Source organism: Gordonia sp. SGD-V-85 (genome assembly GCF_001456905.1).
In the GTDB taxonomy this organism is placed as follows: Bacteria; Actinomycetota; Actinomycetes; order Mycobacteriales; family Mycobacteriaceae; genus Gordonia; species Gordonia hongkongensis.
Genome location: NZ_LNQO01000006.1, coordinates 213,962 through 237,046 on the forward strand (window position 1 = coordinate 213,962; position 23,085 = coordinate 237,046).

21 protein-coding genes are annotated in these 23,085 nt (G+C 69.2%); 17 read left to right on the forward strand and 4 right to left on the reverse strand.

The genetic code is table 11. From position 1 onward, the window contains the following. Window positions 1-7: 7 nt before the first annotated feature. The gene (locus AS181_RS09495; RefSeq protein WP_068970598.1) at window positions 8-622 is read right to left on the reverse strand and encodes a TetR/AcrR family transcriptional regulator; all 615 of its coding nucleotides are present in this window, start codon (window positions 620-622) and stop codon (window positions 8-10) included. An 87-nt stretch (window positions 623-709) separates the two neighbouring features. On the opposite strand from AS181_RS09495, the gene AS181_RS09500 reads away from it, so the two are divergent. Continuing rightward, window positions 710-1,963 carry an MFS transporter gene (locus AS181_RS09500; protein ID WP_058251333.1) on the forward strand — a complete coding sequence of 418 codons (1,254 nt, stop codon included), beginning with the start codon at window positions 710-712 and terminating at the stop codon, window positions 1,961-1,963. Window position 1,964: 1 nt separating this feature from the next. On the opposite strand, the gene AS181_RS09505 is transcribed toward AS181_RS09500, so the two are convergent. Further along, window positions 1,965-2,591: a TetR/AcrR family transcriptional regulator gene (locus AS181_RS09505; RefSeq protein WP_058251334.1), complete on the reverse strand. Its 627-nt coding sequence runs from the start codon at window positions 2,589-2,591 to the stop codon at window positions 1,965-1,967. Between the two features lie 209 nt (window positions 2,592-2,800). Between AS181_RS09505 and AS181_RS09510 the strand changes: the two genes are divergently transcribed. The 4 genes from AS181_RS09510 to AS181_RS09525 all read left to right on the forward strand — a co-directional run bounded on the left by AS181_RS09510 (window position 2,801) and on the right by AS181_RS09525 (window position 6,336). After that, a complete protein-coding gene (locus AS181_RS09510; protein ID WP_058251335.1) occupies window positions 2,801-3,994 on the forward strand; it encodes an acyl-CoA dehydrogenase family protein in 1,194 nt (397 codons plus the stop codon). A gap of 41 nt (window positions 3,995-4,035) precedes the next feature. After that, a complete protein-coding gene (locus AS181_RS09515) occupies window positions 4,036-5,148 on the forward strand; it encodes an acyl-CoA dehydrogenase family protein (RefSeq protein WP_058251336.1) in 1,113 nt (370 codons plus the stop codon). A 142-nt stretch (window positions 5,149-5,290) separates the two neighbouring features. Further along, complete coding sequence (locus tag AS181_RS09520) at window positions 5,291-5,776, forward strand: DUF350 domain-containing protein (protein ID WP_058251337.1); 486 nt, start codon at window positions 5,291-5,293, stop codon at window positions 5,774-5,776. Window positions 5,777-5,877: 101 nt separating this feature from the next. Continuing rightward, window positions 5,878-6,336, forward strand: a complete 459-nt coding sequence (locus tag AS181_RS09525) for an SRPBCC family protein (protein WP_058251338.1) — start codon at window positions 5,878-5,880, stop codon at window positions 6,334-6,336. A gap of 234 nt (window positions 6,337-6,570) precedes the next feature. On the opposite strand, the gene AS181_RS09530 is transcribed toward AS181_RS09525, so the two are convergent. After that, window positions 6,571-7,371, reverse strand: coding sequence for an HAD-IIA family hydrolase (locus tag AS181_RS09530; RefSeq protein WP_058251339.1), 801 nt, complete (start codon window positions 7,369-7,371; stop codon window positions 6,571-6,573). Window positions 7,372-7,470: 99 nt separating this feature from the next. On the opposite strand from AS181_RS09530, the gene moeA reads away from it, so the two are divergent. From moeA to AS181_RS09560, 6 genes are all read left to right on the forward strand, one after another. Then, the gene (gene moeA, locus AS181_RS09535; protein ID WP_058251429.1) at window positions 7,471-8,712 is read left to right on the forward strand and encodes a molybdopterin molybdotransferase MoeA; all 1,242 of its coding nucleotides are present in this window, start codon (window positions 7,471-7,473) and stop codon (window positions 8,710-8,712) included. 104 nt (window positions 8,713-8,816) lie between these two features. After that, window positions 8,817-9,548 carry a phosphatidylserine decarboxylase gene (locus AS181_RS09540; RefSeq protein WP_058251340.1) on the forward strand — a complete coding sequence of 244 codons (732 nt, stop codon included), beginning with the start codon at window positions 8,817-8,819 and terminating at the stop codon, window positions 9,546-9,548. A gap of 26 nt (window positions 9,549-9,574) precedes the next feature. Then, window positions 9,575-10,621, forward strand: a complete 1,047-nt coding sequence (locus tag AS181_RS09545) for a CDP-alcohol phosphatidyltransferase family protein (protein WP_231742352.1) — start codon at window positions 9,575-9,577, stop codon at window positions 10,619-10,621. Beyond that, window positions 10,618-12,912 (forward strand): AAA family ATPase, encoded by a 2,295-nt coding sequence (locus tag AS181_RS09550; RefSeq protein ID WP_058251342.1) that lies wholly within the window; start codon window positions 10,618-10,620, stop codon window positions 12,910-12,912. Before AS181_RS09545 ends, AS181_RS09550 begins: the two co-directional genes overlap by 4 nt. A 193-nt stretch (window positions 12,913-13,105) precedes the next feature. Continuing rightward, window positions 13,106-14,785 (forward strand): MDR family MFS transporter, encoded by a 1,680-nt coding sequence (locus AS181_RS09555; RefSeq protein WP_058251343.1) that lies wholly within the window; start codon window positions 13,106-13,108, stop codon window positions 14,783-14,785. Then, on the forward strand, window positions 14,782-15,639 hold the full coding sequence (locus AS181_RS09560; protein WP_058251344.1) for a universal stress protein: 858 nt from the start codon (window positions 14,782-14,784) through the stop codon (window positions 15,637-15,639). Before AS181_RS09555 ends, AS181_RS09560 begins: the two co-directional genes overlap by 4 nt. An 8-nt stretch (window positions 15,640-15,647) precedes the next feature. Here the strand turns inward: AS181_RS09560 and AS181_RS09565 are convergent, their stop codons facing one another. Further along, complete coding sequence (locus AS181_RS09565) at window positions 15,648-16,076, reverse strand: hypothetical protein (RefSeq protein WP_058251345.1); 429 nt, start codon at window positions 16,074-16,076, stop codon at window positions 15,648-15,650. Between the two features lie 73 nt (window positions 16,077-16,149). Between AS181_RS09565 and AS181_RS09570 the strand changes: the two genes are divergently transcribed. From AS181_RS09570 to mnhG, 6 genes are read left to right on the forward strand one after another with little or no spacing between them, the layout of a single operon-like run. Next, window positions 16,150-19,095, forward strand: a complete 2,946-nt coding sequence (locus AS181_RS09570; RefSeq protein WP_058251346.1) for a Na+/H+ antiporter subunit A — start codon at window positions 16,150-16,152, stop codon at window positions 19,093-19,095. Further along, window positions 19,092-19,883 (forward strand): Na(+)/H(+) antiporter subunit C, encoded by a 792-nt coding sequence (locus tag AS181_RS09575; RefSeq protein ID WP_058251347.1) that lies wholly within the window; start codon window positions 19,092-19,094, stop codon window positions 19,881-19,883. The genes AS181_RS09570 and AS181_RS09575 overlap by 4 nt, the downstream gene beginning before the upstream one ends. Next, window positions 19,883-21,499: a Na+/H+ antiporter subunit D gene (locus AS181_RS09580; RefSeq protein WP_058251348.1), complete on the forward strand. Its 1,617-nt coding sequence runs from the start codon at window positions 19,883-19,885 to the stop codon at window positions 21,497-21,499. Before AS181_RS09575 ends, AS181_RS09580 begins: the two co-directional genes overlap by 1 nt. After that, window positions 21,496-22,353, forward strand: a complete 858-nt coding sequence (locus AS181_RS09585; RefSeq protein WP_058251349.1) for a Na+/H+ antiporter subunit E — start codon at window positions 21,496-21,498, stop codon at window positions 22,351-22,353. Before AS181_RS09580 ends, AS181_RS09585 begins: the two co-directional genes overlap by 4 nt. Next, window positions 22,350-22,613: a monovalent cation/H+ antiporter complex subunit F gene (locus tag AS181_RS09590; protein WP_058251350.1), complete on the forward strand. Its 264-nt coding sequence runs from the start codon at window positions 22,350-22,352 to the stop codon at window positions 22,611-22,613. The genes AS181_RS09585 and AS181_RS09590 overlap by 4 nt, the downstream gene beginning before the upstream one ends. Then, window positions 22,610-22,942 (forward strand): monovalent cation/H(+) antiporter subunit G, encoded by a 333-nt coding sequence (mnhG, locus tag AS181_RS09595; protein ID WP_058251351.1) that lies wholly within the window; start codon window positions 22,610-22,612, stop codon window positions 22,940-22,942. The genes AS181_RS09590 and mnhG overlap by 4 nt, the downstream gene beginning before the upstream one ends. Window positions 22,943-23,085 lie beyond the last annotated feature (143 nt).

The following is a 23,085-nucleotide window of genomic DNA, read 5'->3' on the forward strand; positions in this document are numbered from 1 at the left end:
TCTCGGCCTACCTTCTCGGCGCAGCTCCGATCATCGACAAGACGTCATCGACCAGGCCGGCGGCATGATCGGCGTCGAGCTCGAGTCCGAAGACCGCATGGTGATACAGCGGGGCGATCACGTGGTCGAGCACCTGTCGGACCGACGGCGTGGGTTCGCCGCGGTCCCGCGCCCGCGCGATCATCTGTTCGGCGTGCCCACGCCGGATCTCCCAGCAGGGGCAGACCTCGACGATGTCCTCGCGCGCGGCGACCATGGCCCGAAGGTAGGCGCGGCGCTTCGGGCGTGCGATGTCGGCGGCGATGATCTGCGCCCACTCGGACAGGTCCTCGGCGAGAGTGCCGGTGTCGGGCAGGGGTTCGCCCTGCGTCAACGCCGCAACGGCGACCTCCCCGAGAAGCGCGTCGATCGTTCCCCAGCGTCGATAGATGCTGGTCGGATTCACCCCGGCGAGTTCGGCGACCTCGGGGATCGTCATCGTCTCGCGGCGTCCGGCCCCGACGAGCTGACCGACTGCCGTGTAGACCGCCGATTGCACGCGCGCGCTACGACCACCTGGACGACGGGTCGGCGAGGCGGGAGCACCAGAAATCGGGCTGTCGGGGGTGCGGGCCGTCGTCATGGAAGCCATTATTGCAAAGCTGATTGCTTTTGGAACGCAGTCCGGGCTAGTTTCTGAATGCAAACCTGTTTGCTTTAAGGAGACCTCGTGGCGCCACTGCACCCACATCGCGCGTTCTGGCTGATCGCGGCGACGTACATGATGGTCCTGTTCGCGTCCGCGGCACCGTCGCCGCTGTACCCCGTGTATCAGGAACTGTGGGGATTCTCCGCGCTCACACTGACGCTCGTGTTCGCGGTGTACGTGGTGACCATGCTGGTGAGCCTCCTGACGGTCGGGTCTCTGTCCGATCATGTCGGCCGGCGGCCTGTCCTCGCCGTCGCGCTCGTCCTGCTCATCGCGAGCATGGTGCTGTTCGTCGTAGCCGAGGACGTCGGCACCCTACTCGCCGCGCGCGCCCTGCAAGGCCTGGCCACCGGCGCGGCGATGGGCACCTTGACCGCGACGACGGTCGATCTGCAGCCCTCGGCCCGTGCCGGATCGACGATCGTCGGCGCAGCCCCGGCGGTCGGCCTGGCGAGCGGCGTCGCCGTGGCCGGGGTGCTCGTCGAGTACGCACCCGCACCCCGCGTGCTGATCTACGAGATCATCCTCGGCCTGTTCGCCGCACTGCTGATCGCACTTCTCGTCGTCCCGGAGACCCGCGAGCGAATCGGCTTCGATTCTCGACGGCACCTGGCCGGCACGCTCGCGCCGCAGGTGCGCGTGCCTCGCGAGGTCCGCACGGTGTTCCTGGCGTCAGTTCCCGCGCTCGTCGCCACCTGGTCGCTCGGCGGCCTGTATCTCTCGCTCGGGTCGTCGGTGGTCTCCCGTGTGTTCGGTGTGGGCAACCACGGCGCGGCGGGCGCGATCCTGTTCGTCTTCTTCGCCTGCGCGGCCGTCACGTCCCTGTTCATCACCGATCGCTCGTCGACGATCAAGGCTGCGTACGGATTTCCCGCACTCGCCGCCGGCGTGGTGATCTCACTGGCCGGGGTCCTCATCGAATCCCTGCCCTTCTACATCGTCGGTTCGATCGTGGCCGGCTCGGGCTGGGCCGCCACCTTCCTCTCCGCGATGGACAACATCACCGCCGCGACACCTCCCGCGATGCGCGGTCAGGTCTTCTCGTCGGTGTTCGTGGCGAGCTACCTCGCATTCAGCGTCCCGGCCGTGATCGCCGGGATCGTCGTCTCGCACATCGGTTTGCGCGACACCATCATCGGCTACGTCGGTTACGTTCTCGCGATGGTGATGATTGCGGCGGTATTCGCGGTGACAGTGCGCCGCCGGGCAGCATCCGCAGCCCGGAACGCAGTCGAAGTCTCTCCGTCGCAACCGGAACCGGCATGCAGGGGCTGAGTCACCCGCCGACGGGCGGTCGCCATCCCACCATCCGCGTGGCCAGCTCCGCGTAGAAGCCCCCCATCTCCTCGGGCGAGAGTGACCCCCCGTCGCGATACCAGCGCGCGACATCGATCCCCATGGACAGCATCGCGTTGGTGGTGGCGAGCGAGTCAGCGACATCGAAGTCCCCGCATGCGATCCCGGCTTCGATGATCTCGCGCACCCGTCTGGTGATCTCGCGACGCATGGCCATCACCGTGTCCAGATGGTCGGGCGCGAGGGCGTTGAGTTCGTAGTTCACCACCCGACCCCCCACGTGCTCGCGCGCGTGGTGCTCGGTGAAGGCGTGGAAGATCGCCCGCAGCCGGTCGCCGGGGGACGCCGACGGATCGTCGGCGTCGTCGATCGCCGCGAGAATCGCGCGATGCCCGGCGTCGGAGATCTCGAACAGCAGCTCCTCCTTGGAGCGGAAGTGCACGTAGACCGCCGCCGAACTCATCTGCGCGCCGTTGGCGATGTCTCTCGTGGTCGTCCCGTTGAACCCCTTGGCGGCGAACGCCTCGACGGCGGCGCGCAGGAGCCGGGCCCGGGCGGCCACGGGCCGGACTTCGGGCGTCGGATCGGCAGACGGGCCCACGGTCACCTTCTCGGAACGGTCGGACTGGTCATCGCGACGAGCCCGTGATTGACAGCATCCAGCCCGCGCGGCATAGTGCAACCTATCACTAAGCAAGCGCTTAGTCATTCGTGGCTCGGTTGGGTTTCCCCAGCTTGGGTGCACACGGCAGAGGTCCCCAGTTCGACCACACCGCCCGGGGTACGGACACCCTCGACAGGAGTAGAGAAGAACCCATGCAGCTGAAATTCAGTCCTGAAGAAGAGGCCTTCCGCGAGGAGTTGCGCAGCATCTTCGCCAAGGTCCCCGAAGACGTCCGCAAGCGGTGCGAAGAGGGCAAGCTCCAGTACCCCGAGGACCTCGTCACCACGACGCGCATCCTCAACGAGCACGGTGTGGCCACCCCCAGCTGGCCGGTGGAGCACGGCGGCAAGGACTGGACCCCGATCCAGCATCACATCTACCGCGAGGAGATGAGCCTCGCGTTCGTCCCCGACATGCTGCCGTTCAACGTCGGCATGATCGGCCCGGTCATCGCCCAGTTCGGTTCCGACGAGATGAAGGAACGCTTCCTGGCCAAGACCGCCAACCTCGACATCTGGTGGTGCCAGGGCTTCTCCGAGCCAGAGGCCGGCTCCGACCTCGCCTCGCTGAAGACCCGCGCGGTCCGCGACGGCGACGACTACGTGATCAACGGACAGAAGACCTGGACCACACTCGGACAGTTCGCCGACTGGATCTTCTGCCTCGCGCGTACCAACCCCGATGTCAAGAAGCAGGCCGGCATCAGCATGTTCCTGTTCCCGATGGACACGCCGGGCGTCGAGATCCGCCCGATCCAGCTCATCGACGGCAGCTACGAGGTCAACGAGGTCTTCTTCAACGACGTCCGCGTGCCCGCCGAGAACATGGTCGGCGAGGAGAACAGCGGCTGGACCCAGGCGAAGTTCCTGCTCGGCAACGAGCGCAACGGCATCGCCCGCGTCGGTTACACCAAGGCCAAGCTCGCCCGCGCCAAGGAACTCGCCAAGCAGACCCGGACCGCCAAGGGCACCCTCCTCGACGATCCGCTGTTCGCCGCCCGCCTGGCCGAGGTCGAGAACGAACTGCTCGCCCTCGAGCTCACCCAGCTGCGCGTCGCCGCCTCGTCGGCCGACGGCAAGCCGAACCCGGCATCGTCGCTGCTCAAGCTGACCGGCAGCCAGTTGCAGCAGGCCGCCATGGAACTCCTCGCCGACATCGCGGGCCCCGACTCGCTCCCGGTCGCCCAGCTCGACGCCTCGGCTCCGAATGGCAGCGCCGAGGTGAGCGCCCCCGAATGGGCCCAGCTCGCCGCCCCGACCTACCTCAACTACCGCAAGGTCACGATCTACGGCGGGTCGTCGGAGGTCCAGCGCCAGATCATCGACAAGGCTGTCCTCGGCCTCTGAGCGCCGACCCCGCACCTTTCGACCTTTCACTAAGGAACACCATGGATTTCGAGCTTTCCGAAGAGCAGGGGATGCTGCGCGACACCGTTCGCGAGGTCCTCACCAAGACCTACGACGTCGAGACGCTGCGCAAGGTCACCGACACCGATCTCGGCTGGAGCGAGAAGGTGTGGAAGTCGCTGGCCGAGATCGGCATCCTCGGCCTCACCTTCCCGGAGGACGAGGGCGGCATGGACGCCGGCCCCGTCGAATTCACCAGTGTCATGACCGAACTCGGCCGCGCACTGGCACCTGAGCCCTACCTCGACTCGGTCCTCGTCCCCGGCTCGCTCCTCGGCCTCGCCGACGACGCGACCCGCGCCGAGCTGCGGACCGCGCTGGCGTCGGGCGAACTGCTGATGGCCTTCGCCCACACCGAGCCGGGCGACCGCTGGCCGGAGGCGCGGGTGGAGACCACCGCGTCGGCCGACGGCGTCCTCAAAGGCACCAAGAGCCTTGTCGGACATGGCGATTGCGCTGCGAAGCTGATCGTGTCGGCGCGCGACGACAACGGCGTCGGCCTCTACCTCGTCGACGCCGATGCCCAGGGCATCACCCGGACGCCGTACCGGACGCACGACCGCCGTCGCGGCGCGCAGATCGAGTTCAGCGACGTCAAGGCGACGCGACTGGGCACCGGCGACGCGTCGCAGACCATCGCCGACGCCGAGGTCGGCATCCAGACCGCACTGTGCGCCGAGGCCGTCGGCGCGATGGAGCGGAGCCTGGACCTGACCGTCGAATACCTCAAGTCGCGCAAGCAGTTCGGCGTCACGCTGTCGGCCTTCCAGGCACTGACCCACCGTGCCGCCGACATGTACGTCCAGCTCGAACTCGCTCGCAGCCTGAGCCTCTACGCGACGTCGGCGCTGGCGGATGGGATCGCCGATCCCATCATCGCGTCGCGGGCCAAGCTGCAGATCTGCCGCTCGGCGCGCCTGATCGGTCAGGAAGCGATCCAGATGCACGGCGGTATCGGTATGACCGCCGAGTACCCGATCGCCCATTACGTGAGCCGTCTGACGGCGATCAGCCACACCCTGGGCGACGCGTCGGACCATGTGACCCGCCTGGCGGAGAACATCGACACCTACGACATGCTCAGCGTCGGCTGATACCGGCTACTGTCCTTCAGCGAAGGCCCTGCGCGTTCTCGCGCGCAGGCCTTCGCTGAAGTCCTTTCGGGCGGCAGCCCGCTCGAGGTGTTGCAGTCGGGCGGCAGCCCGCTGATGTCGATGCGAGGCGAGAGGGAGCCGGATGGAACTGCTGCGGGACAACCTGGCCGCGGGGGCATCGTTCAGCCTGGTGGGGATCGCCGTGCTCGTCCTCGGCTTCGCCGCCCTCGACCTGGTGACACCGGGCCGGCTGCGGCAGCTGGTGTGGATCGAGCACAACCGCAACGCGGTGCTGCTGACCACATCGATGGTCATCGGCCTCGCGATCGTGCTGGTCTGTTCGGTCATCGACACCGAACTCCTGGAACTGTGGCGCGCGCTGCTCTACACCGTCGCGTACACGGTCTTGGCGATCGCGGTGATGATGTGGTCGTTCGTGCTGATCGACTGGCTCACACCCGGGAAGCTCGGCACGCTGCTCTTCGACGGCGCGCCGCGCAGTGACGAGACCCCCGACGACGCCGTGACCACCGGCCGCCGGGCCGCCGACGAACACCCCGCCGGGTGGATCACCGCCGCCGTCTTCCTGGCCATCGGTGCCGTCATCGGGATCACCCTGCTGGTCTGAGTTCGGCGCGACATCGCTGGTCCACGCGTTTTCCGGGGTTGACTCGGGCACCCGAACATGCTTATTGACCCTCGGCCAACAAGCACATAGGGTGAGCGACCATGACCGCAGCACTCATCGAGGAATCCATCGACATCGACGCCACGCCCGAACAGGTGTGGTCGGTGATCTCCGATCTGAAGCGCATGGGCGAGTGGAGCCCCCAGTGCAAGAAGATGATCATCCGCGGCGGCACCGTCGGGTTGGGGACCAAGACCATCAACATCAACCGCCGGGGCCCGCTGGTGTGGCCGACCACCTCCAAGGTCGTCCGGTTCACCCCGAACCAGGAACTCGGCTTCCGGGTCGCGGAGAACCACACCATCTGGAGCTACACCATCACCCCGAAGGACGCCGGGGTCACGGTCACCGAGCGGCGCGAGGTCAACGGGTCGACCACCAAGGTGTCGTCGGTACTCGTCGACAAGCTCTTCGGCGGCGCCGAGTCGTTCGAAGAGGAGCTCAAGCTCGGGATGGCCGAGACGCTGGGCAAGATCAAGCGCGCCGCCGAGTCCAACTGACCCTTCGAGACGCTCGCAAGCTCGCTCCTCAGGGAGCGGGGAGACGCTCGCAAGCTCGCTCCTCAGGGAGCGGGGAGACGCTCGCCCCCTGCTCCCTGAGGAGGCCGGAGCTTGCGGAGGCCGTCACGAAGGGTCCTGTGCGATGCGTCGCCAACCCTTCGTGGCTCGTCGCTTTCGCTCCTCGCACCTCAGGGGGCAATGGTTGTGTCGGTCTCTCGGGTTTAGGCGCGGGGATCAGGCTCCGCCGAGCTTGCCGATGAGCTCGGGGAGGTCGGCGACCGAGTCGATGATGTGGTCGGGGTAGGGCCCGAACTCGTCACGCTGCAACGCATGCAGCGCCTCCTCGCGGAACTTGCCGGTACGGACCAACACCCCGATCAGCGCCGCCGCCTGGGCACCGAGAACGTCATTGTGCATGTCGTCGCCGACCATCACCACCTGGGTCGGCTCCAGACCGAGGACCTCGGTGGCCGCCCGGAAACCGACCGGCGAGGGCTTGCCGATCGCCTTGATCTTTGCGCCCGAAGCCTTTTCGAGACCCTCGAGGTACACCCCGGTGTCGATGCTCAAGCCGTCCGCCGTCGACCAGGTCATGGACCGGTGCATCGCGATCACCGGAATCCCGTCGAGCATCATCTCCAGGACCTTGGACAGCGTGGCGTGCGTGAAGACCGAACCGGCACCGCCGAGTACCACCACCTCGGCCGACGCCGGGTCGTCGGTCAACTCCACGCCGGTCATGTCCTCGGCGATCGGGCCCTGGTTGAGCACCCACACGCGCTTGCCCGGATAGGTGGCGGCGACGTGTTCGGCGGTCAGCTTGGCGGCCGACAGGATCTCGTCCGGCTTCACCTCGAAACCGCATTCGTTGAGCGCCTCGGCGATCTCGCCACGCGAGCGGGACGTCGTGTTGGTCAAGAACATCCGCGGGATGCCCTGGTCGGCGAGATCGGCGATCGCCTCGACCGCGCCGGGCAGCGCCTGCCACGAGGTGACCATCACCCCGTCGATGTCGAACAGCAGACCCAGCGCCATGCGCACGAATGTAGTCCTCGCCCAGCGGCGTCGCAGGACGGCCCGGTCACCTGCCGGGACGACGCCATGGTCTCCGTCGACACCTGGCATGCTGAGCGGATGCGTACCGTCGTAGAGCATCAGCGCATCGTCGCGGCGTTGTTCGGCCCCGCCGAACCGTCGGAGGTCGCCGTGCCGGAATCGCTCGGCTTCGCCACGTTCACCGACGTGGACGCCCCGCTGTCGCTGCCCGGCTTCGACAACTCCGCGATGGACGGATTCGCGGTCCGCGCAGACGATCTCGCGGACGCGAGCGCCGACGAGCCGGTCACCCTGCCGGTCGCCGCGGACATCCCCGCCGGCCGTACCGACGACCTCACTCTCGAGCCGGGCACCGCGCACCGCATCATGACCGGCGCCCCGATGCCCGCGGGCGCCGACGCGGTCGTCCCGGTCGAACTGACCGACGCCGTGGTGGGCCCGGTGGCCGCGGCGCCGACCGTCACGTTCACCGCAGCACCCGAGCGCGGCAGGCACATCCGGCGCGGCGGCTCCGACATCGAGGCCGGCACCCGGGCGCTGCCGGCCGGCACGGTGATCGGCGCACCGCAGATCGGCCTGCTCGCCGCACTGGGCCTCGCCGAGATCACCGTCGCCCGGCGGCTGCGGGTCGTCGTGCTGTCCACCGGTTCTGAACTCGTCGAACCCGGAAAACCGTTGCGCCACGGGCAGATCTACGAGTCGAACGGCGCGATGCTGACCGCCGCGGTCATCGAGGCCGGCGCGGCCGGCCGTCACCTGCACTTCGTGCCCGACAACACCGCGGACTTCGCCGCGCGGCTCGACGAGGTCGCCGACGACGCCGATCTGATCATCACCTCGGGCGGTGTCAGCGCCGGCGCCTTCGAGGTGGTCAAGGACGCACTGTCGGCGACCGGGACCGTCGAGTTCGTGAAGGTTGCGATGCAGCCGGGCATGCCCCAGGGGTGCGGCCACTTCCCCTCCTCCCGCGGCCGGCGCGTGCCGATCATCACGCTGCCGGGAAATCCCGTCAGTGCACTCGTGTCCTTCGAGGTCTTCATCCGGCCCGCGCTGCGGGCCGCGATGGCACTGCCCGCCGACCGGGAACGAATCCGAGCTCGTCTCGGTGCCGACATCCGCTCACCCCGCGGCAAACGACAGTTCCTGCGGGGCGTGCTCGACGCCGGGCCTCGCGACGGGGTGGTCGGGGTGGACCCGATCGGCCCGCCGGCGTCCCATCACCTGCGCTACCTCGCCGAGGCCGACGCGCTCATCGACGTCCCCGCCGACGTCGAGGCGGTCGAGGCGGGCACCCTGGTGGACGTGCTGGTCCTGCGCTGACGACGAGGTCTCCGGGCGCGGCGCTCTAGAGTGGACGCCGATGCACCCGGCGATGCGGTGCGCACCATTTATCCGGCCTGGACACAGGCCAGAGGAGGTTGATCGTGGCCCGACGTCCGCGTCCGGACGGCTCCGGTGACACCGGCCGTGTCGCCCATTTTCTCGATCTGGCCCGAGAGACCATCCCTCCGATCCATCCGGCGGGTGTGCCGTTCGTCGCCGCGCCTGCAGCCGTCGCGCTCCTCGGGCGTCGACACCGCTGGATCGCCCGACCGGCCACGCTGACCGCCGCCGCGTGCGCAGCCTTCTTCCGGCATCCGAAGCGGGTCACCCCGACCGAACCCGGCGTGGTGGTCGCCCCCGCGGACGGGACCATCGCCCTGGTCGACGAGGCTGTCCCGCCCGCCGAGTCCGGCCTGGGCACACAGCCGCTGCCCCGGGTCTCGACCTTCCTGTCGATCTTCGACGTCCACGTGCAGCGCGTGCCGATCGCGGGCACGGTGACCACTGTGACCCACACGCCCGGCGCGTTCGTCTCCGCCGACCTCCCCGAGGCCAGCCGCGACAACGAGCGCACCACGATGACCATCCGCACCACCGCCGCAGGCGGCACGCCCGGCCCTGAGCTGGCGGTCGTGCAGATCGCCGGTCTCGTCGCCCGTCGGATCGTGTGCGAGCCGTCGGTCGGGGACTCGCTGACGATCGGCGAGACCTACGGGCTCATCCGATTCGGATCGCGCGTCGACGTCTACTTCCCGGCCGGCACCCGGCCCCGCGTCTCGGTCGGCCAGCGCGCGGTCGGCGGCGAGACCCCGTTCGCGTACCTGGATCAGTGAACTCCGGCCCGGTGAACCCGACCGACATGACCTCACCCGGCACGAACCCCGGCCGGCGACGCCCCGGCTCGCGCACCGCGCGCAACCCGACCGCGCGCTCGGCCAGCCGGCACGCACAGACACATCCGGTTCCGCGGGAGCCGGAGCGCCGGCGTCTGCGGCGCCAGGCACAGGCCAGCCGCATCGTCATCCCGTCGTCGCTGACGATCCTCGCGATCTGCGCGGGCCTGACGGCCATGCGGTCAGCGATCAACGGCGACGTCGACACCGCGATGGCTCTCCTGGTCGCGGCCGCGTTCCTCGACGGCATCGACGGTCGGGTCGCACGCCTGATGGGAGCCACGAGCCGGATCGGCGCCGAGATCGACTCGCTGGCCGACGCGATCAACTTCGGTGTGGTCCCGGCGATGATCATCTACTTCTATTTCATCGACGGGCATGACCTCGGCTGGGTGCTCGCGCTGATCTACTGCTGCGCCATCGTCCTGCGCCTCGCGAGGTTCAACACCCTGCTCGACGACGACGAGGCACCCGCGTACACCAAGGATTTCTTCGTCGGTGTCCCCGCGCCCGCCGCGGCGATCTGCGCGCTCCTGCCCATCGGGCTGGAACAACAGTTCGGCGACGGGTGGTGGACGTCGCTGCCGGCCGTCGGCGGGTGGCTGATCTTCGTCGCCTTCCTGGCCGTAAGTCGCGTCCCGACGTCCTCGCTGAAGACCGCATCGATCCCGGCTCGCGCGGTGACCGGCCTGCTGGTGCTGGTCGCCGCGGCCGCGGCACTGTTGGTGACCTTCCCGTACGTGCTGATGATGATCGCCATCGCCGGATACGTCCTGCACATCCCGTACGCGTGGCGCGCGCGCCGCTGGGTCGCCTCCCGGCCCGAGCACTGGGACGACAAGCCGGCCGAACGTCGGGCGCAGCGTCGGGCCCTGCGTGCCACGTCGCCCGGAGGTCGACGCCGTCGGCCGGTCATCAACTCCCTCGGCCGCATGGGCCTGAACCGTCCCACCGGCCCCGGCCGGTCCGTGGTCGGCGCGCCCGGCGAGACGACCGAAAGCGAGTCCGAATGAGCACACCGGCCTCCCTCACGCTGACCGCGCGGCACAATCCCTCGGCGGCCGAGGCGCGGCGCGGCATCATCCGCGTGCATCCCGAGGTGTTGACGGCCCTCTCGCTGCGGGAATGGGACGCGGTGTCGATCACCGGCGCACGGGTCACCGCCGCCGTGGTGGCCGCGACCGAGGCCTCCGCGCCGACCGGCGTCGCCCTCCTCGACGAGATCGCCTTCTCCAACGCCGGTGTCCGCGAGAACTCGACGGTCGTGCTGGCGCCCGTTGAGGTGCAGGGCGCGAGCCGGGTGGTGGTGAGCGGTTCGGCGCTGGCCACCCAGTCGATCACCGAGTCGACGCTGCGCCGCGCGCTGCTGGGGAAGGTCTTGTCCGTCGGTGACGCCGTCTCGCTCCTCCCCCGCGACCTCGGTCCCGAGCTCGCCGCCACCGAGGCCACGCGTGCGCTGGCCAGGTCGGTCGGGATCACCTGGACCACCGAATTGCTCACCGTCACGGCAACCGAGCCCGGCCCGCCGGCGGGTGGCCGGGTGTCGGCGCCGGTCAGCGTGCAGACCAACACCGCCGTGCTGTGGTCGACCACCGCGGGCGAGGTGGCACCGCTGGGCGATCGGACCGGTCCCGGTTCACCCCGGATCCCCGGCGCCCTCGGCATGGTGTCGGAGTCCGACTCCCGCCCGCGGCCGGCCGCCGCGCCCAGCCCGGTCCGCGAGCCCGCCCGGGAGCCCGAGATCCCGGTCCGGCCGGTGTCGGAGCTGGTCGGCGTCGACTCCCAGATCACCAAGCTCACCGAGTGGCTCACCATCACCCTCGACGAGCCGGAGGTGCTGCGCACCCTCGGTGCGACACCGCGTCTCGGCGTCCTGGTCACCGGCCCGGCCGGCGGCGGCAAGGCGACCTTCGTCCGTTCGGTGTGCGCGTCGCGCACGCTGGTGACCATCGACGGCCCGACGGTCGGCGCGACGGAGGCCAACACCCGCCTGCGGACGGTCGCCGACGCGGTGGCCCGCACCCGGGCGGCCGCCGGGGTCCTGCTGATCACCGACGTCGACGCGCTGTTACCCGCCGAACCCGAGCCCGTCGCCGCACTGATCCTCGACGAACTGCGTTCCGGCATCGCCGACGGCCGCATCGCACTCATCGCGACCACCGCCGAACCGGTACGCCTCGACGCCCGGTTGCGCGACCCGTCGCTCTGCGACCGGGAACTGGTCATCGGCCTCCCCGACGCCGCGACCCGGGCGCGGTTGCTCTCGGCGATCCTGTCGAACGTCCCGACCGACGGCGACCTCGACCTCACGTCGGTCGCCTCGCGCACCCCCGGTTTCGTCGCCGGGGATCTCGCCGCGCTGGCCCGCGAGGCCGCGCTGCGCGCCGCGACGCGCGCGAGTGCCGAGAAGTCCGCGCCGTCGCTGCGCACCGAGGATCTCGTCGGCGCCCTCGACGTCATCCGGCCGGTGTCCCGCTCGGATTCCCCCGAAGTCGCGCTTGGCTCGATCACCCTCGCCGACGTCGGCGACATGGTCGAGACGAAACAGGCTCTGACCGAAGCGGTCCTGTGGCCGCTGCAGCACCCCGACACCTTCGCCCGGCTCGGCGTCGACCCGCCGCGTGGAGTGCTTCTGTTCGGCCCGCCGGGCTGCGGCAAGACCTTCGTCGTCCGCGCGCTCGCGGCGTCGGGTCAGTTGTCGGTGCACACGGTCAAGGGCGCCGAGCTGATGGACAAGTGGGTCGGGTCGTCGGAGAAGGCGGTGCGGGATCTGTTCGCCCGTGCCCGCGAGTCGGCGCCCTCGCTGATCTTCCTCGACGAGGTCGACGCGCTGGCACCGCGCCGCGGTCAGTCCACCGACTCCGGTGTCGGCGACCGGGTGGTCGCCGCGCTGCTGACCGAACTGGACGGCGTCGAACCGCTCCAGGACGTCGTGGTGCTCGGTGCGACGAACCGACCCGACCTCATCGACCCGGCGCTGCTGCGGCCCGGGCGGCTGGAACGGCTGGTTTTCGTGCCGCCGCCGGACGCCGACGCCCGCGGGGACATCCTGCGCGCCACCGGGCGCGACGTCCCGCTCGACGGAGTCGACCTCGATGAGTTGGCCGGCGACCTCGAGGGCTACTCGGCGGCCGACTGTTCGGCCCTGCTGCGCGAGGCCGCCCTGTCGGCGATGCGCCGGGACATCGACGCCGCCGCGGTGACCGTGGCCGACGTCGAGGAGGCCCGCAAGCGGGTTCGGCCGTCGCTCGATCCCGCGCAGGTCGCCGACCTCAAGGCTTACGCCGAGCGTCGGCTCGACTGAGCACCGCCGCGCTCCCCGCTGCGTCTGAATGAGTCCCGGAACACACCCGGAATAACCTCCGATAGTTATTGGTTGCAACCATCACGACTTATAGTTGCATCAATCAACCAATCGGGTGCGCCACCGCGCGCGCCGTTTCGCCGCCCGCCCGTCTCCTCGTCGCGGGCAGCTCTCTTTCTCGGAGGTTTGCCATATGAGTGCACCCGCGTCCGCGATGGCGCCGGCCGAAGAGGTGCCGATGACGCATCGTCAGAAGATCGAGGCCCTCATCGGCCTCCTGCTCGGCATGTTCGTCGCGTTCCTGTCGTCGACCGTGGTGTCCAACGCCCTGCCGACGATCATCACCGACCTGCACGGCACCCAGGACCAGTACACCTGGGTCATCACCGCGACCCTGCTCGCGTCCACCGCGACCACGCCCATCTGGGGCAAGTTCGCCGACCTGGTCAGCAAGAAACTCCTGGTGCAGGGCGCGCTGTTCCTGTTCACCCTGGGTTCGGTCCTCGCCGGGCTCTCCACCTCGGTCGACATGCTGATCGGCTTCCGCGTCATCCAGGGTCTGGGCCTCGGCGGCCTGCAGGCGCTGGTCGTGATCGTCGTCGCGACGATGTTCAGCCCGCGCGAACGCGGCCGCTACCAGGGCCCGATGGCCGCGGTGATGTCCGTCGCGACCGTCGCCGGTCCGCTCATCGGCGGCGTCATCGTCGACACCAGTTGGCTCGGCTGGCGCTGGACGTTCTACGTCTGCGTCCCGCTCGCCGTCATCGCCCTTCTCGTCATCCAGCGCACGCTGAACGTCCCGGTGGTCCGCAAGAAGGTCAGCATCGACTACCTCGGTGCCGCCCTCATCGCCTCGGGCGTCAGCACCCTGCTCATCTGGGTGACGCTGGCCGGTAAGAACTTCGACTGGGCCTCGCTGACCTCGTACGGTCTCGTCGCACTCGGTGTCGTGCTCCTCGCCCTGGCGATCTTCGTCGAGTCGAAGGTCTCCAGCCCGATCATCCCGCTGCACATCTTCCGCGACCGCACCACCACCCTGGCCACCCTCGCCAGCGTCGGCGTCGGCGTCGCGCTGTTCGGCGGTGCGGTCTTCCTCGGCCAGTACTTCCAGATCGCACGTGGCTACTCGCCGACCGCGGCCGGCCTGCTGACGCTGCCGATGGTCATCGGTTCGATGCTGTCGGCGACCGTGTCGGGCAACCTGATCACCCGGTACGGGCGGTGGAAGCGATTCCTCGTGGCCGGTGCCGCGATGATGACGATCGGCTTCGGACTGCTCGCGACCATCGACGCACACACGGACATGGTCGTGGTCGGCGTGTTCCTCTTCATCCTGGGCTGCGGCATGGGCATGACGATGCAGAACCTCGTGCTGGCGGTACAGAACAACGTCAGCCCGGACAACCTCGGTGCGGCGACCTCGACGGTCACCTTCTTCCGCTCACTCGGCGGCGCCGCGGGTGTGTCGGTGCTCGGCGCGGTCCTGTCCAACCACGTCACCGACCTCATCGCGAAGGGGCTCGGCGCGCTGGGCATCGGCGCCGGTGCGTCGAGCGGCGGCAGTGCCGGGCTGGCGAACCTGAACGAACTGCCCGCCCCGATCGCGGCCATCGTGCGCGGCGCGTACGGCGACGGCACCGCCCGGGTGTTCCTGGTCGCGGCGGTCATGGCGGCCCTGAGCTTCATCGCCATCGTGTTCATCAAGGAGGTTGCGCTGAAGACGATGAGCAGCGACGAGGAGCGCCGCGCGCAGGAGGCGGCGGTCGCCGACGTCGCCGTGCCCGCAGCCGTGGCACCGTCGGCGGTCGGTCCCGTCGCGGACGACGCCATCGCCGGCGAGACGCGGACGGGCGACGCCACCCGCGCCCGATGAACACCATCGCCGTCGGGGTCGATCTGAGTCCCGAATCCGAGGCGGCCGCTCACTGGGCGGCCGCTTCGGCCCGCGACGGGGACCGCCTGCTACTGATTCACGGATTCGCGGCAGCCGTTGCGCTGCAACCACTCAGCGAGTTCGAACTCGACTTCGACGTCACCGCCACGCGGCAGGCAGCTGCCGCCCACCTGACCGCGGTGGCCGGCCGTCTCGGCACCCGGCATCCGGGCCTGCGCATCGAGACCGTCGTCGAACACGACTTCGCGATACCCCTGCTCACCAGGCTGTCGGGTCAGGTCGATCTGATGGTCCTCGGCCATCATCGACCCGGCCTCATCGAACGCCTCACCACCGGGAGCATCAGCTCCGCGCTCTCGGCCCGGTCGCGATGCCCGGTCGTGACGGTTCCGTACGGCAACCTCGCGACGGGCGGTCCGGTCGTCGCGGCCATCGATGCCGACGCCCCGTCCGACCTCGCGCTGTCGACCGCCTTCGAGTACGCCGTTGCCACCGGCAACCCCGTGGCGATCGTGTGCGCGATCCCCGACGACGCCCCGCCCGCTCGGATCGAAGCGCTGTACGCGCGAGCCGACGCGCTGCTCGACCCCTGGCGCCGACGCTTCCCCGACCGCGACACGACGCTGCAGTTGGTGAACGGCAACCCGTCGAGGGCCGTCGGCGAGGCGGTTCCGCAGGCCTCGCTTCTGGTCGTGACCCGCCCCCGGGCCGGGAGCACCTTCACCGCCTGGGCGGGCTCGGTGGCACGCGCAGCGCAGCATCACACGCGGTGCCCGATAGCGATCGTGGACCACGGCCGCCCCGATCGGTACGACCGTCGATCGACAGGCTAGGGGTGCGACTACTCCACGTTGACCAGATAGAAGACCGACGACCCACCGCCCGCAGCCTGCGGGGACGCGCCGATCTGGACCCAGTAGGTCGAACCCTCCTTGGTCGCCGACAGCACGACGACCGATTGTCCACCCTCGGTCGAACGGTGCGATTCGACGTAACCGGCCTCGGTGAGCGTCTCGGTCGCGGCCTCGAGCTGATTGCCCGCGTTGGCCGGGCCCTGCACCGCGACCTCCCAACCATCGGAGCGACTGCCGCTCGCCGAGAGCACGTGACCGTCGATGAGCGGGACCTGCGCGGCCGGGAAATCCGACGGCAACGGGACGCCGTCCGGTCCGGCCTGCTCCTCGTCCGCACAACCCACGACGAGGCCGAACACCAGCAGGACAGCGGCGATGCTGACGGCGGTACGCCGGAGCCAGTCGAACCGGAACATACGGGCAACGGTAAAGTAGCCACCGCGGGTGCTCGCCCGTGACACCCCGCCGGGAGAAAGACGGAGTGCCCTTTTGATCTCTGTGTTGGCTGCGTTGGCAGTGTGCGCACTCGTCGCGCCCGCAGTCATCCATTGGATGGGTACCCGCGGTTTCTACGTTCTCGCACTGGCGCCCCTCGGCGCGCTGATCTGGGTCGTGCTCAACTGGCCGCCGGCCGATGCGGCTGCCGCCCGCGTCGAGACGGTCAGCTGGGTCCCATCACTCCAGATGGACATCGCCACCCGCTTCGACACCCTGACCGCGATCCTGTCGGTGCTGATCCTCGGGGTCGGTGCGCTCGTCCTCTGCTACTGCGCCCACTACTTCGACGACGCCCGTCCCCGCGTCGCCGTGTTCGGCGGCGAGATGGTCGCGTTCGCCGCGGCCATGTTCGGCCTCGTCATCTCCGACAACATGCTGGTGCTGTACGTGTTCTGGGAGCTCACGACCGTGCTCTCGTTCATGCTGGTCGGCTTCTACGGGGTGCGCGCGACGGCTCGGCGGTCCGCCACCCAGGCGCTGTTGGTCACCACGTTCGGCGGTCTGGCCATGCTCGTCGGCATCATCATGCTGGGCGAGCGGTCGGGCACCTACCTGCTGTCGGAGATCGTCTCGGCACCGCCGACCGGTGTGTACGTCGACATCGCAGTGGTCCTGCTGCTGATCGGCGCGCTCACCAAATCGGCCATCGTCCCGTTCCACTTCTGGCTGCCCGGCGCCATGGCCGCACCGACCCCGGTCAGCGCGTACCTGCACGCGGCCGCGATGGTCAAGGCCGGCATCTACCTCATCGCACGTCTCGCCCCCGCCTTCTCGGTGACGATCAGTTGGCAGATCGCCGTGGTGGGGCTCGGCCTGGTGACGATGGTGCTCGGCGGATGGCGCTCGCTGCGCGAGCTCGACCTCAAACTCATCCTCGCGTTCGGCACGGTGTCCCAGCTCGGCTTCATGGCCGTGCTGGTCGGCATCGGCGACGCGAACGTCGCCATGGCGGGCATCGCGATGCTCGTCGCGCACGCGCTGTTCAAAGCGTCGCTGTTCATGGTCGTCGGCATCATCGACCACTCCACCGGCACCCGCGATGTCCGCAAACTCGCCCGGCTCGGCCATCGTCTCCCGGGGCTGGCGATCACCGCCGCGGTCGCCGGGGCGAGCATGGCCGGCATCCCCGTCACCCTCGGATTCGTCGGCAAGGAAACAGCTTTCGCCTCGGTGTGGGAGACCGGGGCGTTCGTCTCGTGGCAGGCCCACGCCGTCGACATAATCCTGCTGGTCGGCTCGATCATCACCTGTGCCTACACGCTCCGCTTCCTGTGGGGCGCGTTCGGCCGCAAGGTGCGCAGCACCCCGAGTCCGGCGGTCGCCAAGATGCACCCGCCGAAGTGGCCCTTCTACTTCTCGCCCGTGGCGCTCGCCGCGGCCGGTGTGGCGGCCGGCGTGTTCAGCCCGCAGCTAGGCGCTCTCTTCGAGCCGTACGCCGAGACCCTCGACGGGTACGGGCACGAACTCGAGCATCTCGCGCTGTGGCACGGGTTCGGCCTTCCCGTCGTGTTCTCGATCATCGTCATCGTCGGCGGCGCCCTGCTGTTCCTCGGTATCCGCCGGGTCCGCGACCGCGTCTTCGGCTTCCGCCCGCTGGTGAACGCCGACCGCATCTACGACGCGACGCTGCGCGGAGCCGACACCCTGTCGCTGCTGCTGACGCGCAACACCCAGCGCGGTTCGCTCCCGGTCACCCAGGGGGTCATCCTGTGCACCGCGATCCTGCTGCCGACCATCGTGCTGTTCGCCGGCGCTCGCGACCGACTGGAGATCGACTACGACGCCAAGCCGGTCCAGCTGGTGATCGGCGGGTGCATCGTCGCCGCGTCGTTGGCCGCCGTGCTGCTGCGCAACCGCCTCGCCGCGACGCTCGTCGTCGGGATCACCGGCTACGGCTGCGCGATGCTGTTCGCGCTGTACGGCGCCCCCGACCTCGCGCTCACCCAGTTCCTCGTCGAGACGCTCACCCTGGTCATCTTCGTGCTGGTACTGCGCAAGCTGCCCGCCGAACCGGAGAAGCGGCACGCCACCGGGTTCAAGCCGCTGCGCGCCCTCATCGGACTCGCCTTCGGCGCGATGCTGGTCCTGATCGGGTTGTTCGCGGCGTCCGCCCGCTCGACCGAACCGCTGCACGTCGACCTGCCCGAGGCCGCCTACAAGTACGGCCACGGCGCCAACGCGGTCAACGTCCTGCTCGTCGACATCCGCGCCTGGGACACCCTCGGCGAGGTGTCGGTGCTCATCGCGGCCGCCACCGGCGTCGCGTCGATGGTCTTCCGCAACCGCCGCTTCGGGGCGGCGCCGCGGGTGGCCGACGCCGCCCGGCTGCAGGCCGGCGACAACGGGGACGACGACGATCACGTCCCACCGGACCGCACCACGTGGCTCCTCGGTTCCGGACTGCGCGACCCGCGCCACCGGTCGATGGTTCTCGAGGCCACGACGCGATTGCTGTTCCCGACGATGGTCGTGCTGTCGATCTACTTCTTCTACGCCGGCCACAATGCGCCGGGCGGTGGCTTCGCCGGCGGCCTGACGATGGGTCTCGCGCTCGTCCTCCGCTACCTGGCGGGCGGACGCTACGAACTCGGTGAGGCGCTGCCGATCGAGCCCGGCCGCATCCTGGGCGCCGGCCTGGCCGTCTCGGCGACCACGGCGATCGTCTCGATGTTCCTCGGCGCCCCCGCACTCTCGTCGGCGGTCTTCGAGGTCACCGTCCCGGTCCTCGGCGACATCAAGTTCGTGACCGCCCTGTTCTTCGACCTCGGCATCTACCTGATCGTTGTCGGGCTCGTCCTGGACGTGCTGCGAAGTCTCGGCGCGCGTCTCGATGTGGAGACCACGATCGCCCGCACCGCGGCGCGCATCGAGAACTCGCGTGGCGACACCGCGGCGGACGACGCCGCGAGCACCACCGGCGAGCAGGTGAGCCGATGACCACCAATCTCTCGCTGATGCTGGTCATCGGCGCGATGGCGGCGTGCGGCGTGTACCTGCTGATGGAACGCAGTCTGGTCCGGATGCTGTTCGGGCTCCTGCTCGTCGGCAATGCGCTCAACCTGATGATCATCGTCGTGTCGGGCGGCATGGGGAACCCGCCGATCATGGGCCGGTCGTCGGAGAACCGGGCGTCCGACGCCGATCCCCTCGCGCAGGGCATGGTCCTGACCGCGATCGTGATCATGATGGGCGTCGCCGCGTTCGTCCTGGCGCTGGTCTACCGGTTGTTCGTGATCAATCGGGACGACGACGACGTCGAGGACGACGAGGAGGACGTCAAGATCTTGAGCGGATCGCTGGGGACGGCACCCGACCGCGATCGCAGCGACGATCCACTGACCCTCTCCGACACCCCGACCGGCGATCACTTCGACGACAAGGGCAATCCGCTCACCGCGGAGGAGGCCGCCGCCCGGCACGCCGCGCTCTACGAGACCGACATCATGCCGACGGACTCCGACGTCGTCGATGAGATCGGCGGCGCGGAGGAGGAGCCCGACCCCGAGACCTCGGCGCAGACCGCCGCCCGCGAGGACGGGCCCGACGTGTACGGGCCGGGCGAACTCGGTCCCGACGAGGTGGGTCCCAAGTCGGCCGTCGCACCTCCCGACGGGTCCGGCGAGGACGACGCCGACCCCGACGTCATCGACCAGCGCGAGATGCCGGACCGCGACGTGGTCGGGCCGGACAAGAAGAAGCACGGCGACGAGAACGGGGGTGACTGATGACCCCGCAGGAGTCGTGGATCCCCGTCCTGATCACGCTGCCGACGCTGGTGCCGCTGGGCGCTGCCGCCGTGTCGCTGCTGCTGGGCCGCAGCCCCAAGATCCAGCGGGCGGTGTCGATCGTCGCCATCACCGTCGCGTTCGTCGCGTCGTGCCTGATGCTGTACCTGACCGACCGCCACGGGACCTTCGCGGTCGCGATCGGCGGCTGGGGAGACAAGGGCTACCCGAACGGACCGCTCGGGATCACGCTGGTCGTCGACCAGCTCGCGGCCCTGATGCTCGTCGTCTCGACGATCGTGCTGCTGTGCGTCGTCGTGTACGCGATCGGGCAGGGTATCCGTGACGGCACGGCCCAGCAGCCGACGTCGATCTTCCTGCCGACCTACCTCATCCTGACCGCGGGTGTCTGCAACGCGTTCCTCGCCGGCGACCTGTTCAACCTGTACGTCTCGTTCGAGATCCTGCTGACCGCGAGTTACGTGCTGCTGACCCTCGGGGCGAGCGCCGAACGTGTCCGAGCGGGCGCGTCGTACGTGATGGTGTCGATGGTGTCGTCGCTGATTTTCCTCGCGGGCATCGCGTTCGCGTACGCGACGACCGGCACCCTCAACCTCGCCGAGATGGCCGTGCGCCTCGACGACGTCCCCGACGGGACCCGCAACGCGCTGTTCGCGGTGCTGCTCGTGGCGTTCGGCATCAAGGCCGCGGTGTTCCCGCTGTCGACGTGGCTACCCGACTCCTACCCCACCGCGCCGGCACCCGTCACGGCGGTGTTCGCCGGCCTGCTCACCAAGGTCGGTGTGTACGCGATCGTGCGCGCCCACTCGCTGCTGTTCCCCGGCGGCACGATGGACGCGGTGCTGCTGGTCGCCGGCCTGTTGACGATGCTCGTGGGCATCTTCGGCGCGATCGCCCAGGCCGACATCAAGCGACTGCTGTCGTTCACCCTCGTCAGCCACATCGGCTACATGATCTTCGGCATCGCGCTGTCGTCGGACCTCGGGATGTCGGCGGCGATCTACTACGTCGCCCACCACATCCTCGTGCAGACGACGCTGTTCCTGGTCGTCGGCCTGATCGAACGTCAAGCCGGTTCGGCCTCGCTCCGCCGCCTGGGCGGGCTCATCGCCAGCCCCCTGCTGGCCGTCCTGTTCCTGGTACCCGCGCTGAATCTCGGCGGCATCCCACCGTTCTCCGGTTTCATCGGCAAGGTCGCCCTCCTCGAGGCGGGCACCCAGGACGGGTCCGTGCTGGCCTGGATCCTCGTCGCCGGGTCGGTGGTCACCAGCCTGCTCACCCTCTACGTCATGGCCCGCATCTGGACCAAGGGATTCTGGCGACCGCGCGCCGACGCCCCCGAGGGCGATCTCGCCGACAAGGGCCCGTCCGCGTTGATCGACGAGAGCGCCGACGACGCCGCGTTCTCCGACCGTGAGGACGTCGGTCGGATGCCCGTGATGATGGTGCTGCCGACGATGGCGATGGTGGCCGCCGGACTCGTGCTCACCCTCTGGGCCGGGCCCATCTTCGACTTCACCGACCATGCGGCGACCGACGTCGTCGACCGCGCCGTCTACGTCGACGCCGTGCTGGGAGTGGGTGGTACCCGATGAGCGCGCAGGATCGAGCCGACGACCGCGCCCGCGGAGCATCCGCGGCGCCCAAGCGGCGGCCGCCGGTCGTCTCGACCAAGGGACCGGTCCTGTCCCTGGTCATCAACGTCTGGCGCGTGTCGCTGCTGTTCGTCTTCTGGCACTTCGTCGGCGCGCTGGTGTGGTTGCGCACGCACACCCGTGTGCCCAGGTGGCTGGGCAGCGACGGCCGCGAGGTCGCGGTCCGGTTGTGGACCATCGCGTGGCTGACGTTCGTCTGGGTCCTGCTGTGGGGCACGCTGTCCTGGGCCAATGTGATCGCAGGGATCGTGCTGGCGATGCTCGTGCTGACCGTGCTGCCGTTGCCGCGGGTCCCGGTCGAGGGCCGTATCCATCCCCTGTCGGTACTGCAGCTCGTCGGCCGTCTGATCGTCGACTTCTTCGTGTCGAGTGTGCAGATCGGCTGGATGGCCATCCGTCCCGGCCGGCCACCGCTGGGCGCCGTGGTACGGGTGCGCGTCGCGATCAAGTCCGACATGGTGCTGACCCTGGCCGTCGACTACCTCAACCTGGTGCCGGGCACCATGGTCCTGGAGATCGACCATCGACGCCGGATGCTCTACGTGCACGTCTTCGACGTCCGTTCGGAGAAGAAGGTGCGGGCCTTCTACGATCAGGTCGCCTATGTCGAGCGGATGTTCATCAAGGCGTTCGAGCGGGACAGCGAATGGCATCCGAGTCCGTTCCACGGCATCGACGAGGACTTCCACCACGTCCGCACGGTGGACCGGTCGGTGGACAACGCCCGGTCGATCGACGACACCGAACCGGAACGTCGACAGGGCGAGCCCGAGCGGGAACGAGGTGACTCATGAGCTACGTCTGGACGATCGCCGCCGCCATGCTGCTCGTCGCCGCGGTGCTGACGATGATCCGCATCCTGCGCGGCCCAACCACGCTCGACCGACTCGTCGCACTCGACGTGCTCATCGCGCTGTGCATGTGCGGCCTGGGGACCTGGGCGGCGTTCAGCCGTGATTCGACGGTGGTCCCGGCGATCGTGGCCCTGGCCCTCCTCAGCTTCGTCGGGTCGGTGTCGATCGCGCGGTTCCGAGTCCGGGACGACCAGACATGATCATCGACATCATCAGCGCGACGCTGCTGCTCCTCGGATGCCTGATGGCGGTCACCGCCGCCATCGGACTCGTCCGGTTCCCGGACACCCTGAGCCGGATGCACGCGGCCACCAAACCGCAGACCTTCGGCCTGCTCCTCATCCTGCTCGGCGCCGTGCTCCGGCTCGGCGACAACGTCGACAGCGGGATGCTGATTCTCGCCGGGCTCTTCGCCCTGATCACCGCGCCCGTCGTGGCGCATCGGATCGGCCGGCTCGCATACCAGGAGCAACGGGCCCGCGACGGGCTCATGGATCAGCGGGACATGGAGTCACCGGACCGCGACTGACTGCGGACCGATCGTCCGACGCCCCTCGCCGAGCGACAGCAGCGTCGCGCCCGATGGGGGCACCGGCGGTGTTGATGAGCAGGCAGCCCTCGCGAGCCGGAGACGTGTCATCGGTCGGCGCCGATCGCAGCCCGTTCAGGTAG